Genomic DNA, 12,897 nt, shown 5'->3' with positions numbered 1-12,897 from the left:
GCAGGCAGGGGGCGCGCAGCCCCCTGCCCATTATCATTTGGGTGTCATGTTGGATTATTCGCCTGCCGGCAGGTGCGGCACATGAGGCTTGATACCGTCGTCCTTTTCTTCCTCGTGCTCATCCGCCTTGTGGAAGATCGGGTAGATGAACAGGAAGCCGGCGGCGATCAGGTAGCCCATGGCGACACCGCTGAACTCCGGCCAATGCAGGCTGGCAGAGTGGATCACGCCGACCAGCGACATCACCGCAGCCGCCAGGGCAAAGCCGCCCGCGTTGCGGAAATCGCCGTCGATCACGCTGGCGACGATGGCGCCCCAGATCAGGCCGGTCAGGATCGCACCCTGGCTCAGTGCCAGATGGCCCTCGTAATGGGCGCCCTGCTGCAGCAGCGCTGCGGTCAGTTCCGGATCGCCCAGCTGGGCCATGCCGGTGGCACCTAGTGCGCCCAGTGCGCCTGCCAGTGCGCCCCATTTGATCACCAGGAAGGCCGAGACATGCGGCATCATCGCGATGGTCACGGCGGCGATATGGTCGGTTTTCACCGAATGCGCGGTATTGGTCACCAGGCTGAGCGCCACGAACACCAGCACGGGCGCGGCAGCGGCCACGGGGATCAGGGTGTTGAGGAACGCCAGCAGGCCAAAGAAGGCGGCAAAGGGGATCACGATGCCAACGCCGATGATATAGCCGGAGCGCGCGCCCATCCGCTTGTAGGCCGGGTGGCCGATATAGGCGGTGGTCGGGAACGGCGAGCCGAAGACCGCACCGATCATGGTGCCGACACCGTCGGTCACCTGGCACAGGGCCACCGGATAGTGGTCGCCTGCCGCTTCGGCGCTTTCGACGTTGTTCATGGTTTCGATGAAGTTGTAGATCTGCACCGGCACCAGCACCAGGAACAGCTCCGGGTTGGCAAACAGATGCTGGATGCCCGCAACCAGGTCGCCGAAGTAGGGAACCGGCAGGTAGACGCCCACGCCCTCGATCGAGACCGAGGCCTTGCCCATCGCCAGCGCCACAACGGTGCCGACGATCAGCGCCAAGAGGCCCGCGGGGATGTTGAACGGCAGCCGGTGGCGGCCCACCAGACCCCACAGGATGATGATCATCGAGGCAAAGCCGATGAACGGATCTTCGAAAATCGTTGCCAGCGGCACGGTGCCGATGAACACCAGCGCGATCCCGCAGAGCGTGCCCAGCATGCCGGCGCGCGGCGTCACCCGCTTGAGCCAGGGGCCGACGATGGCGCCAAGACCGGCAACGATGCCGCCCATGAAGCCCGCGCCGATACCCACCTGCCAGGCCAGCATGGCGTCATTGGTGGACCAGTAGATCGGCCCGATCACGCCGAACAGATAGACGAACATCACCGGGGTCGAGATGCCATAGGGCAGCGCGGTCACGTCGCGGCCTTCTTTCTCGGCGGTGTGCTTGGCCAGCCAGGTGTAGACCGCGATACCGGCCAGGATCGCCACTGCGGCGCCGGGCACGATGCGGCCGAACACGATGTCGGCAGGCATGTTGAAGACAAACTGACAGATGCCCGAAAGCACGATCAGATTGATCAGGTTGTCGGTGAACAGCGCCCAGAATGCACTGAAGTCATTCCGCGCGAACAGTTTGTACGTGTAGCTCCGCCCGGTCATGGCGGCCTCCTCCTGTCAAGAGGACGCAGTCTTAACGGCTGATTGCTCCAGCCGTGTCTCCCTCTGCGTCCGGTTGCTTACCCGCTTGGGGCAGGTCAGTGCTCCGTGATGGAGCGGACGCGGCAGTTTCAGAGGTCAAATCAGCGATCACTTCCGCCGCCACGAAGGCCGCGATGACGCTGGGCCGCTTGTCGCGGCTACCGCTTGCCCCGATGGGGCAGATGAGACGGTCGGTTCCCAGACCGTCGCAATGGTCCCGGCACCAGCGGCGGAACTTCTCCCGCTTGGTGGCCGATCCGATCAGGCCGACATAGCCTGCATCGCCGCGCTGCAGGGCAGCGGAAGCAAGCAGGAAGTCGAGCGCGTGATCATGGGTGAGAACGACAAAGGCGCTGCCCGCGGGTGCGGTGGCAATGTCGATCTCAGGAATTGCACTTTGGCGGATTTCCACATCCGCGTTGCACAAGGCCAGTTCTTCGGCGCGCTGATCGACCAGGATGCAGCGCACCGGCATGTGCTGGAAAAGATCCGCCAGCGCCCGGCCCACATGGCCCGCGCCCATCACATAGACATGCGGCAGCGCCTGTTCCTCGGCCTGCTGGCGGGCAATGGCATCGTCGCGGTCGGCCTGGCGCATCTGCGCCAGCGACATTTCCACGCGGCCGCCGCAGCACTGGCCGATCTCCGGCCCCAGCGGCACATCCAGCGTGTCGCTGATCACATCCTGCTTCAGCATCCGCCGAGCATGGTCGATGGCGATATATTCTAGCTGGCCGCCGCCAATGGTCCCCCACAGGCCTTCCGCCGCCACAAACATGCAGGTGCCGGTTTCGCGCGGGGAGGATCCGCGGACGCGGGTCAGCGCGACCTGCACCACATGCTTGTGGCTGGCCAGAAAGTCCTGGAGGGAGAGGCGGCGGGTCATGGCTCAGCCCTGCCCTTTGAGGGTTTCGATCGCCATCAGCACGCGCTCCGGCGTGGCCGGCGCATCCAGGCGCGGGCAGACCTTGTAGTCCGCGGTGCTGGCAACAGCCATCGACAGCGCCTCGAACACCGAGATGCCCAGCATGAACGGCGGCTCGCCCACGGCCTTGGACCGCTTGATGGTGCGCTTCTTGTTCACCGACCATTCGGCCAGCCGGGTGTTGAAGATGCGCGGCCGGTCAGAGGCCAGCGGGATCTTGTAGGTCGAGGGCGCATGGGTGCGCAGGCGGCCTTCGCCGTCCCACCACAGTTCCTCGGTGGTCAGCCAGCCCATGCCCTGGATGAAGGCGCCCTCCACCTGGCCCTTGTCCAGGATCGGGTTCAGCGAGCGGCCCACGTCATGCAGGATGTCGGTGCGCTCCACCCGGTATTCGCCGGTCAGAGTGTCGACAGACACCTCGGAGCAGGACGCGCCATAGGCGTAGTAGAAGAACGGCTGGCCCTTACCTGCCGCGCGGTCCCAGTGGATTTCCGGTGTCTTGTAGAACCCCGCCGCCGACAGGTGGACGCGGGCCATATAGGCCTCTTTCACCAGCGTGTCGAAGGGGATCACCTCGCCGCCGACGCGCACGCGGTTGGGCAGGAATTCAACTTCCGCCTCGGACACGCCGTGTTTTTCGGCCGCGAACTTGGTCAGCCGGGCAATGATCTGCTCCGCCGCATCCAGCGCCGCCATGCCGTTGAGGTCCGACCCGGACGAGGCCGCGGTGGCGGAGGTGTTCGGCACCTTCTCGGTGGTGGTCTTGGTGATCTTGATACGCTCGAAATCCACCTGGAAGGCATCGGCCACAACCTGCGCCACCTTGGTGTTGAGGCCCTGCCCCATCTCGGTGCCGCCGTGGTTCAGGTGGATCGAGCCGTCATTATAGACATGGATCAGCGAACCCGCCTGGTTGTACCAGGTCGCGGTGAAGGAGATGCCGAATTTCACCGGCGTCAGGGCAATGCCCTTCTTGATGATCTTCGACTCCTTGTTGAAGGCGATGATCTCTTCCCGGCGCTTGCGGTACTCTGCGTTTTCCTCCAACTCCGTGATCAGCCGGTCGAGGATGTTGTCCTCCACCTTCTGATGGTAGGGCGTCAGATCCCGGCCCTCTTCGCCATAGAAGTTGGCCTTACGCACATCCAGAGGGTCCTTGCCGAGGGCATAGGCGATTTCCTCGATCATCCGCTCCGCTGCAACCACACCCTGGGGGCCGCCAAAGCCGCGGAAGGCGGTGTTGGAGACGGTGTTGGTCTTCATCGGGCGGCTTTTCAGCAGCACGTTCGGGTAGAAATAGGCGTTGTCCGCATGGAACAGCGCGCGGTCGGTGACCGGACCGGACAGGTCCGAGGAATAGCCGCAACGCGCGGCAAAGCCGCCCTCGACCGCCTGAATGCGGCCCGCGTCGTCAAAGGCCACGTCATAGTCGATCACGAAGTCATGGCGCTTGCCGGTGGCGGTCATGTCCTGGTCGCGGTCCGGGCGGATCTTGACGGGGCGGTTGTGCTTCTTCGCGGCAATCGCGGCCACCGCGCAGAACAGGTTCATCTGGCTTTCCTTGCCGCCAAAGCCGCCGCCCATGCGGCGCACGTTGACGGTCACCGCGTTGTTCGCCACGCCCAGGACATGCGCCACCATATGCTGCGCCTCGCTGGGGTGCTGGGTGGAGCAATGCACGGTCACATCTTCATCCTCGCCAGGGACGGCAAAGGCGATATGGCCTTCCAGATACATGTGGTCTTGGCCGCCGACGGTCATCTGCGCCTGGATGCGGTGCGGAGCGCCCTTGCGGCCGGCCTCCACATCGCCGCGCTCCAGCTTCAGCGGATCGGTGATCATCGGATAGCCGGCTTCCTGCGCCTGAACCGGGTCCAGCGCGTGCGGCAGCACCTCGTAGTCCACCTGCGCCAGTTCGGCGGCACGGCGGGCGGCATCGCGGGTTTCGGCGATCACCGCAAACATCGGCTGGCCGTGGAACTCGACCTTCTCCGTCGGGAACACCGGCTCGTCATGCTTGCCGGTGGGGCTGATGTCGTTGACGCCGGGAATGTCATCGGCGGTCAGCACATCCACCACGCCGGGCGCGGCGCGCACGGCAGACAGGTCGATGCCCTTGATATTGGCGTGGGCCACGGTGGAGACACCAAGGTAAGCGTGCAGCGTGCCATAGGGCTCGGCGATATCGTCGGTGTATTCGGCGCGGCCGGTCACATGCTTGATGGCACTGTCGTGCTGGCGGTCATGGTGTACGGCGCCGCTGATGGTCTGATGGTCTTTCATCTCAAAATCTCCTCAGGCGACGGCCAGCCGGACAGCACCGGCGGTTCCCGCATCATGTTCCAGGTAGAAGCGGCGCAGCAGGTTGCTGGCCGTAAGCGCGCGGTACTCCGCGGAGGCGCGCCAGTCGCTGAGCGGAGTGAAGTCCTGCTTCACCGCTTCCGCTGCCGCGTCAAACGCGGCCTCGCCCCAGGGCTGGCCCACCAGCGCGGCCTCAGCGCCCGCAGCGCGCTTGGGCGTTGCCGCCATGCCGCCGAAGGCGATCCGGGCAGCGGTGATCACACCATCCTTCACGGTGACGCTGACCCCGGCGGCGACCGAGGAGATATCCTCGTCCCGGCGCTTGGAAATCTTGTAGGCGGCGTCGATCTGGCCGTCGCGGCGCAGCGGGATGCGGATCGAGGCAACAAAGTCGCCCGGCTCGCGGTCCTGCTTGCCGTAGTCGATGAAGAAATCCTCCAGCGGCAGGGTGCGCGAGCCGCCTTTCTTCTGCAGCGTCACCTCGGCGCCCAGCGAGATCAGCACCGGCGGGGTGTCCCCGATGGGGGAGCCGTTGGCGATATTGCCGCCGATGGTGCCCATGTTGCGCACCTGCCAGCCGGCGATGCGGTCCCAGTAGGCGCTCAGGTGCGGGAAGGCATCGCGGATCGCCGCTTCGCTCTCGGTATAGGTGACGCCGGCGCCGATGATCAGCGCCTCGTCGGTCAGCTCAACCGCCTTCAGCTCTTCCAGGTGGGCGACAAACACCACCGGCGAGATCGGCTTCATGAATTTGGTGACCCACAGGCCGACATCGGTGGAGCCTGCCACAATAGTCGCCTTGGGGTTCTCGGCCAGCACCTGCGCCAGATCCGCCACGTCCAGCGGCAGGATGGCGCGGTCGTCCTCGGGGCCGGTCACGACGCGGGCCTCGGGCTGGATTGCCTTCAACTTGGCGGTCAGGGCGTCGCGTTCGGTGGTCAGGTAATCATTGGCCGGTGTGCCGTACTGGTTCACCGCAAGTGCTGCCTTCACAATCGGCTCATAGCCGGTGCAGCGGCAGAGGTTGCCCTGAACGGCGGTTTCCACCTCGGCCTCATTCGGCTGCGGGTTTTCCATCCACAGCGCATAGAGCGACATCACGAAACCGGGGGTGCAGAAGCCGCACTGGCTGCCGTGGTATTCGACCATCGCCTGCTGCACCGGGTGCAGACGGCCGTTCGGGCCGGACAGGTGCTCCACCGTCACCACGTGGCAGCCGTTCAGCGATGCCAGGAAACGGATGCAGGCGTTCACCGCCTCATAGCGCAGGGCGCCGTTCTGCAGGCGGCCCACCAGCACTGTGCAGGCGCCGCAGTCGCCCTCGGCGCAGCCTTCCTTGGTGCCGGTCAGGCGCTGTTCCAGGCGCAGGAAATCCAACAGGGTGGTGGTCGCCTTCACGTCCTCCAGCACAATGTCCTTGCCGTTCAGAAGAAAGCGTATGCCGGTTTGATGTGCCATGGGGCCTCCCGAATGTCTCTTGGGCCGAGCTGGCCCGCTTATGTCATTTTTACCTTGTCTGACTGCCTCGGTTAACGGCTGCAATCGCGAAAGGCTTTCAACACCCTGTTGAAAATGGTTAGGCTAATAGGTGCCGGAACCGGCGTGTTTGCCGCCTGCCGCCGCGCTGTGCAAGCGGCAGATACGCCCCGTAAAGGTCTGTGAACCATGTCATATCTGGAATCCCTGCGGGTCTTCACCCGAGTCGTCGAACTGGGCAGCATCACCTCTGGCGGGCGTGACTTGCGGCTGACGCCGGCGGTTGCCAGCAAGCGGATCAAGGAGCTTGAAAAGCACCTTGGCGTGCGCCTGTTCAACCGTACCACGAGATCACTGACCCCGACCGAGGTCGGGCAGCTGTTCTATGCCGAAGCCAAGAAGGTTCTCGAATCGATTGAGGACGCCGAGGCGGTGGTCTCGCAGTTTTCCGCCGCGCCGCGCGGGGTGATCCGGGTGACCGCGCCGCTGGGCGTGGGCCGCCGCATCATCGCGCCGCTGGTGCCGGGCTTTGTCGAGGACTACCCCGCCACCGAAATCCGGATGCGGATGTCGGACCGCAAGGTCGACATTCTGGCTGACGGGCTGGATGTGGCGTTCTTTATCGGCACCCCGCACGACTCTACCCTGAAGATGCGCAAGATCGCCGATTGCGCCCGGGTGCTGTGCGCGGCGCCGGAATACCTGGCGCGGCACGGCACCCCGCAGCTGCCGGAGGATCTGCTGACCGGCCACAACTGCCTGCTGCTGCGCTACCCGCGTTCACCCGAATACTACTGGACGCTGTCGACGCCGGAGGGGCCGCGCAAGCTGGAAGTGTCGGGGAAATACGATGCCGACGACAGCGACGTGCTGACCGGCTGGGCGCTGGACGGGCGCGGCATCGTCAACAAGCCGCGCTTTGACGTGGCCGCGCATCTGCGCAGCGGCGCGCTGGTGGAGGTGCTGCCGGACACGCCGCCGGAGCCGACGATCTTCGGCTGCCTCTACCCGCACCGGAAACTGCAGGATCCCAAGATCCGCCTGTTTGTCGATTACGCGGTGAAACACGGGCTGGCGGCCTTCCGGCGCAACGAAGCCGGAAGCTGACAACAGGAGACGGCGGGCACCGCTGGCCCGCCTCTCGGGTACGAGGGTTCTCGCGTTAGCAGCGGTGCGGATTTTCCTCGCAGTAAACCAGGTTTGCCGCGGCTCCGACTGCAGCACCCGTCACCAGGTTTGCGTCCAGCACGGCAGCCCCGGCAGCGCCGGCGCCCGCGCCGTAGACTAGCCGTTCGCCGGTGGTGTCCCCGCAGGCGGCAAGGGTGGTGCAAAGTGCAAATCCGATGGCGATGGTCTTACCAATCATCGTGTTACCTCCTTCAACGTCCAAATCCCGCAGTTTTGCCGCGGTCCCAAACGGCCGGTCCCCGGTTTGTGCCGCCGGGGCAAAGGGTGCCCGAAAGGGATCGGCACTGTGGCTGAGCAAACCGGAAGGCCCGGAAATCCGGCTCAGTTGGGCAAACCCTGTACCAGCATAACACACGGCGGGGCTGTTTTGTTCCATTGCCTTGCTGCAGAGGCGGTGCACAGGGGGTGTACAGGCGGTGCACGCTTGGTGCCGGACAAAAAAAGGCCCCGCCTGGGGGGCGGGGCCATTCAGAAAGTCAGGCGGTCCTGCGTCAGTTCGCGGCCAGTGTCAGCGGCAAGTCGTTGGAGGCGCTGCCGTACCAGCGGCGGATCAAGGCGCGTTCCTCGTCCTCCATGAAGGTCACGTTGGCAGGCGGCATCGCATGGGTGGCACCGGCCTGGAGGTAGATCTCCTTGGCGTATTTCGCCACATCGGCCGGGGTCTCCAGCAGCACGTTCTTGGGCGCGCGGCGGATGCCGTCATAGTAGGGTTCCCGCGCGTGGCACATGGCGCAGCGGCCCGGCACCACATTCATCACGTCCTCGAAGTGCTGGTTGCTGGCAAACACTTGCTCGGAGTTGGTCAGCTGCCGCGCCTCGGACTCTTCGTAGGTGTCCTGCTGCAGCGGCGCCTGGCTCAGGATCATGATGCCGATGAACAGGATGGCGGTCACCGGCCAGGTCCAGGTCGGGTTGCTGGTGCCCGCGTGGTTGCTGTTGAAGTAGTGGCGGATGGTCACGCCCATCAGGAACACCAGCGCCGCGATCAGCCAGTTGTACTCGGTGGCAAAGGCCAGCGGGTAGTGGTTCGACAGCATCAGGAACACCACCGGCAGCGTCAGGTAGTTGTTGTGGGTCGAACGCAGCTTGGCGATCTTGCCGTACTTGGCATCCGGCGTGCGGCCTTCCTGCAGGTCTTTCACCACGATGCGCTGGTTCGGCATGATGATGAAGAACACGTTGGCGGTCATGATGGTGGCGGTGAAGGCGCCCAGGTGCAGCATCACGGCGCGGCCGGTGAATATCTGGTTGTAGCCCCAGCCCATGGCGACCAGCAGCACAAACAGCAGCACCATCAGGAAGGTCGGCTTTTCCCCCAGCGGCGATTTGCACAGGAAATCATAGACCAGCCAGCCGATGCTGAGCGATGCGCCGGAAATCAGGATGCCCTGCCACAGGGCCAGATCGGCCTTGCTGGAGTCGATCAGGTACAGCTCCCCGCCCGCCCAGTAGACGATCATCAAGAGGCCCGCCCCTGACAGCCAGGTGGCGTAGCTTTCCCATTTGAACCAGATCAGATGGTCCGGCATGTTCTCCGGCGCCACCAGGTATTTCTGGATGTGATAAAAACCGCCGCCGTGGACCTGCCATTCCTCGCCATGTGCGCCGACCGGCAGATGCGGAACCTTCCGCAGGCCAAGGTCCAGCGCGACGAAGTAGAAGGACGATCCGATCCAGGCAATGGCGGTGATGACATGAAGCCAGCGGACCGCAAAGCCCAGCCAGTCCCACATGATCACGAGCTCTTCCATTGTTCTCTCCTCATAAGCTTTGACCCGAGACTAGAGCATGGCGTTATTTTCATGTATTAGGTAAAAAATCCAAGCTGTTTCAAAATAACACAAAGAATACGTGAATGGCCTATCTCGACAATATCCGCACCTTTGTCCGTGTCTATGAACTCGGCAACATGTCTGCCGCCGCGCGCGATATGCGGATCTCGGCGGCGGTGGCGTCGTCGCGGATTTCGCAGCTGGAGGATCACCTGAACGTGCGGCTGTTCCAGCGCACCACCCGGCTGCTCAATCCGACCGAGCAGGGCAACCTGTTTTACCACGGCGCGGTCAAGATCCTGGAAGCGGTGGATGAGGCGGAAGCCGATATCAGCAGCGTCACCCAAACCCCGCGCGGCACCCTGTATGTTGCCGCACCGCTGGGACTGGGGCAGCGGCTGATTGCGCCGGCGGTGCCGAAGTTCAAGGAAGCTTATCCGCTGATCTCGATCCGGCTGCGGCTGTCGGACCGCAAGCTGGACCTGGCGGCCGAGGGGCTGGATGCGGCGTTTTTTCTGGGCGTGCCGGAGGATTCAAACCTGCGCATCCGCAAGATCGCCGATTGCCCGCGGGTGCTGTGCGCGGCGCCGGAGTACATCAGGCAGCGCGGCCAGCCGAAAAACAGCGAAGAACTGAAGACGGAGGCGCATGACTGCCTGAACCTGCGCTATCCCGGCGCGCCGGAGTTCCAATGGCCGCTGCGCAGCCAGGACGGAGTCAAGCGGGTGACCGTTACGGGACCGTTTGAATCGGATCACGGCGATGTTCTGACCAATTGGGCGCTGGACGGTCACGGCATCATCCTGAAGCCGGTGTTTGAGATTTCAGAACATCTCGCCTCGGGCCGGCTGGTGCCGGTTCTGGCAGAGGAGCCTCCGATCCCGATCCAGATGGCTTGCCTGTATGTCCACCGCCGCCACCAGGACCCCAAGGTGCGGCTGTTCATGGACTTCATGGTGGACCACATCCAGGCGTCCCTGCCTTCGGAATAAAAAAGCCCGCCCCAGTTGCCTGGGACGGGAACCGCCGGCAGATGCCAAGCGGGAGGAGAGGTATCTTGGGTATTGCGGCTCAGCTGCCGCGGTAGGTGGAGTAGCCGTACGGCGACAGCAAGAGCGGCACGTGGTAGTGGCTGTCCGCCTCGCTCATGCCAAAGCGGAGCGGCACCTGGTCCAGGAACAGCGGGTCAGCGCCGGCCTGGCCGGTGGCGCGCAGATAGCCGCCTGCGTGGAACACCAGCTCATAGGTGCCGGTTGCAAATTCGCCTGCCGGCAGGATCTGTTCGTCGGTGCGCCCGTCATCATTGGTGGTCAGGCTGCGCAGATGGATGCGCTCATCGCCTTCGATCCGGTAGAGATCGATCTTCAGCCCTTCCGCCGGGCAGCCGCGGGCGGTGTCCAGCACATGGGTGGTCAGAAATCCGGCCATGCCAGCCTCCTTTTAATTCCGTTTCCCTAGGTATGCGCGGTTCAGCCCGCTGCATACAGAAGGAAGAGTCAAAAAGTTCTTTCAAAAATATACTGAAAGCCGAAGCGGATTATCTGTTCTATACATAATAAAAAGACAGGAGACCTGACGTGACGCGCTATCCTCGTGACTTGCGCGGATACGGTGCTGGCGCACCCGACCCGCAGTGGCCCAATGGGGCCAAAGCCGCCGTGCAATTTGTTCTGAACTATGAAGAAGGCGGCGAGAACTGCATCCTGCACGGGGATGCGGCCTCTGAGGCCTTCCTTTCCGACATTCCAGGTGCCGCGCAATGGCCCGGGCAGCGCCATTGGAACATGGAGTCGATCTATGAATACGGCAGCCGCGCAGGCTTCTGGCGGCTGCACCGGCTGTTCACCGGCGCGGACATTCCGCTGACCATTTACGGCGTTGCCACCGCCCTGGCCCGGAGTCCGGAACAGGTGCAGGCGATGAAGGATGCAGACTGGGAGATCGCCAGCCACGGCCTGAAATGGGTCGAGCACAAGGACATGGCCGAGGATGAGGAACGCGCCTCGATTGCCGAGGCGGTGCGCTTGCATACCGAAGTGACCGGGGAGCGCCCGCGCGGCTGGTACACCGGGCGCTGCAGCGCCAATACTGTGCGGCTGGTGGCCGAGGAAGGCGGGTTTGACTACATCTCCGACACCTACGACGACGACTTGCCGTACTGGCTGGAAAGTGGCGGCCGCGATCAGCTGATCATCCCCTACACGCTGGAAGCCAACGACATGCGGTTCGCCAATTCGCCGGGCTGGATCACGGGTGAGCATTTCTTCCAGTACCTGAAGGATGCCTTTGACGTGATCTATGCCGAAGGCGAAGCAGGCGCGCCGAAGATGATGACCATCGGCCTACACTGCCGTCTTGTGGGCCGTCCGGGCAAGATTGCAGGCCTCAAACGGTTCATCGATTACATCCAGGGGTTCGAGGGCGTCTGGTGCCCGCGCCGCATCGACATTGCAGAGCATTGGGCGGAAACCCACCCGGCCGAAAGCCGCGTGCACCCCAGCCGGATGGCGCGCGAGGAGTTCGTCTCCGCATACGGCTCGATCTTCGAGCATTCGCCGTGGATCGCCGACCGCGCTTTTGACCTGGAGCTGGGCCCGGCGCATGACTGCGCTGCGGGCGTCCACAACGCGCTGTGCCGGATCTTCCGCACCGCCAGCGAGGACGAGCGCCTCGGCGTGCTGACCGCGCACCCCGATCTGGCGGGCAAGCTGGCCGCCGCGGGCCGCCTGACTGCCGAGAGCACCTCGGAACAGGCAAGCGCCGGCCTTGATATGCTGACCGACGAGGAGCGCGAAACCTTTACCCGGCTCAACACCGAATACGTGGAGAAACACGGCTTCCCCTTCATCATCGCGGTGCGCGACCACAACAAGGCGTCGATCATGGAGGCGTTCCACCGGCGTATCCACAATGACCGGGTGACCGAGTTCGATGAGGCCTGCCGCCAGGTCGAGCGCATTGCCCAGTTCCGCCTGCAGGATCTGCTGCCGTGAGCGGGCGCCTGACAGCGAAGCCGCTGACCGCAGCGGCTTTTGCGCCCTATGGCGACGTGATCGAGGTTGCGGGCGCGCCGGACAAGATCATCAACCAGGGCATGTGCGGGCGCCACCACGACCGCGCGGCCCTGGACTTCGGCCCGGACGGCCGGGCCGGTATCAGCCTGTTTGACGCCAAGGCCCGCCATCTGCCGCACAAGGTCGACATGGTGGAGCGCCATCCGGAGGGCAGCCAGGCCTTTGTGCCAGTGAGCGGCGTGCCGATGCTGGTGGTGGTGGCGGATGACGACGGCGGCGTGCCGGCCAACCTGCAGGCCTTTATCAGCCAGCCGGGCCAGTCCATCAACCTGCACCGGGGCACCTGGCACGGGGTGCTCGCCCCCCTTGGCGCGCCCGGCCAATACATCGTTGTCGACCGGATCGGCACCTCGCCCAATCTCGAAGAACACTGGTTCAAGGAGCCTTTTACCGTGGTCGCTGACTGACCGCACACCTCGAAGCCGCCAACAAAAACAAGAAGCGGCAAGATCCCCATGACCGACAGGAGATTCCA

The 12,897-nt window shown here is 64.1% G+C and carries 11 protein-coding genes; 4 read left to right on the top strand and 7 right to left on the bottom strand.

The window, feature by feature from the left end; genetic code table 11:
* Positions 1 to 54 precede the first annotated feature (54 nt).
* Genes KUW17_RS13800 through xdhA form a run of 4 tightly spaced genes read right to left on the bottom strand, consistent with a single transcriptional unit; the run spans position 55 to position 6,370 of the window.
* Positions 55 to 1,647, bottom strand: a complete 1,593-nt coding sequence (locus tag KUW17_RS13800; protein WP_222480079.1) for a xanthine/uracil/vitamin C permease — start codon at positions 1,645 to 1,647, stop codon at positions 55 to 57.
* 31 nt (positions 1,648 to 1,678) lie between these two features.
* Positions 1,679 to 2,572, bottom strand: a complete 894-nt coding sequence (xdhC, locus tag KUW17_RS13795) for a xanthine dehydrogenase accessory protein XdhC (protein ID WP_222480077.1) — start codon at positions 2,570 to 2,572, stop codon at positions 1,679 to 1,681.
* A 3-nt stretch (positions 2,573 to 2,575) separates the two neighbouring features.
* Positions 2,576 to 4,894 (bottom strand): xanthine dehydrogenase molybdopterin binding subunit, encoded by a 2,319-nt coding sequence (gene xdhB / locus KUW17_RS13790; protein ID WP_222480074.1) that lies wholly within the window; start codon positions 4,892 to 4,894, stop codon positions 2,576 to 2,578.
* Positions 4,895 to 4,906: 12 nt separating this feature from the next.
* Positions 4,907 to 6,370 (bottom strand): xanthine dehydrogenase small subunit, encoded by a 1,464-nt coding sequence (gene xdhA, locus KUW17_RS13785; protein WP_222480073.1) that lies wholly within the window; start codon positions 6,368 to 6,370, stop codon positions 4,907 to 4,909.
* 207 nt (positions 6,371 to 6,577) lie between these two features.
* On the opposite strand from xdhA, the gene KUW17_RS13780 reads away from it, so the two are divergent.
* On the top strand, positions 6,578 to 7,495 hold the full coding sequence (locus KUW17_RS13780; RefSeq protein WP_222480070.1) for a LysR family transcriptional regulator: 918 nt from the start codon (positions 6,578 to 6,580) through the stop codon (positions 7,493 to 7,495).
* A gap of 55 nt (positions 7,496 to 7,550) precedes the next feature.
* Here KUW17_RS13780 and KUW17_RS13775 read toward each other — a convergent pair whose 3' ends face one another.
* On the bottom strand, positions 7,551 to 7,754 hold the full coding sequence (locus KUW17_RS13775) for a hypothetical protein (protein ID WP_222480068.1): 204 nt from the start codon (positions 7,752 to 7,754) through the stop codon (positions 7,551 to 7,553).
* 313 nt (positions 7,755 to 8,067) lie between these two features.
* A complete protein-coding gene (locus KUW17_RS13770) occupies positions 8,068 to 9,327 on the bottom strand; it encodes a urate hydroxylase PuuD (RefSeq protein WP_222480066.1) in 1,260 nt (419 codons plus the stop codon).
* A gap of 104 nt (positions 9,328 to 9,431) precedes the next feature.
* Between KUW17_RS13770 and KUW17_RS13765 the strand changes: the two genes are divergently transcribed.
* Positions 9,432 to 10,340, top strand: a complete 909-nt coding sequence (locus KUW17_RS13765) for a LysR family transcriptional regulator (RefSeq protein ID WP_222480064.1) — start codon at positions 9,432 to 9,434, stop codon at positions 10,338 to 10,340.
* A gap of 79 nt (positions 10,341 to 10,419) precedes the next feature.
* Here KUW17_RS13765 and uraH read toward each other — a convergent pair whose 3' ends face one another.
* Positions 10,420 to 10,776, bottom strand: coding sequence for a hydroxyisourate hydrolase (gene uraH / locus KUW17_RS13760; protein WP_174149265.1), 357 nt, complete (start codon positions 10,774 to 10,776; stop codon positions 10,420 to 10,422).
* 149 nt (positions 10,777 to 10,925) lie between these two features.
* Between uraH and puuE the strand changes: the two genes are divergently transcribed.
* Together puuE and KUW17_RS13750 are read left to right on the top strand one after the other, a co-directional pair.
* Positions 10,926 to 12,341 (top strand): allantoinase PuuE, encoded by a 1,416-nt coding sequence (puuE, locus tag KUW17_RS13755; protein ID WP_222480062.1) that lies wholly within the window; start codon positions 10,926 to 10,928, stop codon positions 12,339 to 12,341.
* Entirely contained in the window at positions 12,338 to 12,829 is a 492-nt protein-coding gene (locus tag KUW17_RS13750) for an ureidoglycolate lyase (RefSeq protein ID WP_222480060.1), read from the top strand. The genes puuE and KUW17_RS13750 overlap by 4 nt, the downstream gene beginning before the upstream one ends.
* The last annotated feature ends 68 nt before the right edge of the window (positions 12,830 to 12,897 follow it).

This window comes from Leisingera aquaemixtae, from assembly GCF_019801145.1.
Classification (GTDB): Bacteria; Pseudomonadota; Alphaproteobacteria; order Rhodobacterales; family Rhodobacteraceae; genus Leisingera; species Leisingera aquaemixtae_A.
Note: the sequence above shows the minus strand (reverse complement) of the source record. Positions and strands in the feature narration are given on the sequence as shown.

Coding starts and splice junctions, on each gene's coding strand:
- KUW17_RS13800 (WP_222480079.1), bottom strand. CDS start 1,647: ATGACCGGGCGGAGCTACACGTACAAACTGTTCGCGCGGAATGACTTC.
- xdhC (WP_222480077.1), bottom strand. CDS start 2,572: ATGACCCGCCGCCTCTCCCTCCAGGACTTTCTGGCCAGCCACAAGCAT.
- xdhB (WP_222480074.1), bottom strand. CDS start 4,894: ATGAAAGACCATCAGACCATCAGCGGCGCCGTACACCATGACCGCCAG.
- xdhA (WP_222480073.1), bottom strand. CDS start 6,370: ATGGCACATCAAACCGGCATACGCTTTCTTCTGAACGGCAAGGACATT.
- KUW17_RS13780 (WP_222480070.1), top strand. CDS start 6,578: ATGTCATATCTGGAATCCCTGCGGGTCTTCACCCGAGTCGTCGAACTG.
- KUW17_RS13775 (WP_222480068.1), bottom strand. CDS start 7,754: ATGATTGGTAAGACCATCGCCATCGGATTTGCACTTTGCACCACCCTT.
- KUW17_RS13770 (WP_222480066.1), bottom strand. CDS start 9,327: ATGGAAGAGCTCGTGATCATGTGGGACTGGCTGGGCTTTGCGGTCCGC.
- KUW17_RS13765 (WP_222480064.1), top strand. CDS start 9,432: ATGGCCTATCTCGACAATATCCGCACCTTTGTCCGTGTCTATGAACTC.
- uraH (WP_174149265.1), bottom strand. CDS start 10,776: ATGGCCGGATTTCTGACCACCCATGTGCTGGACACCGCCCGCGGCTGC.